The sequence below is a fragment of the Streptomyces sp. IBSBF 2435 genome, from assembly GCF_036815005.1.
GTDB lineage: Bacteria > Actinomycetota > Actinomycetes > Streptomycetales > Streptomycetaceae > Actinacidiphila.
The window spans coordinates 1-504 of record NZ_JAJSYW010000407.1 but is presented as its reverse complement, the minus strand read 5'-3'; the positions used below and the strand labels follow the sequence as shown (position 1 = coordinate 504).

Here is a 504-nt window from a genome sequence, read left to right as displayed (position 1 = left end):
GTGATGCGGCGGGTGGTGGTGCGGCGGGTGCGAGTTCGTCGGCGGGGTCGTCGGCGGGCAGCTGGTCGTGCTGTCCGGCCAGGACGTGTCGGGGCCGGTCGGCTCGTCCGAGGGCCACGACGTGTCAGGGCCGGTCGGCTCGTCCGAGGGCCACGACGTGTCGGGACCGGTCGGCTGGTCGGCGGGCTGGGAGTGCCCGTAGCCGGAGGACGGCCACCCGTCACCCGTCGTTCCGCCGCCGGAGGCGGTGGCGGACGCGGAGGCGGGGAGCAGCAGGCCGGCCGCGGCCATGACTCCCGCGACGACGACAGCCGAGGAGGCCGCGACCGCGCGGAACGTCCCTCGCCGGCGCGGCTCAGCGGGGGGAAGCGTCTGCTGGTGATCCATGGGGGCAGAAAACATCAAATAGCACTATCTGACGTGTAAGCCACGGGGAAGGACGCCGCAGATTCGCACGGATGGCGCCCTCGCCACCCCGCCCGGACCACCCCGTACCCCCTGAGC

Annotated in this window: 1 pseudogene; it reads right to left on the bottom strand. The window is 73.8% G+C overall.

Annotated features, from left to right (window positions below):
- A pseudogene (locus V7E46_RS33710) lies at window positions 1-387 on the bottom strand (hypothetical protein); the annotation flags it as partial.
- Window positions 388-504 lie beyond the last annotated feature (117 nt).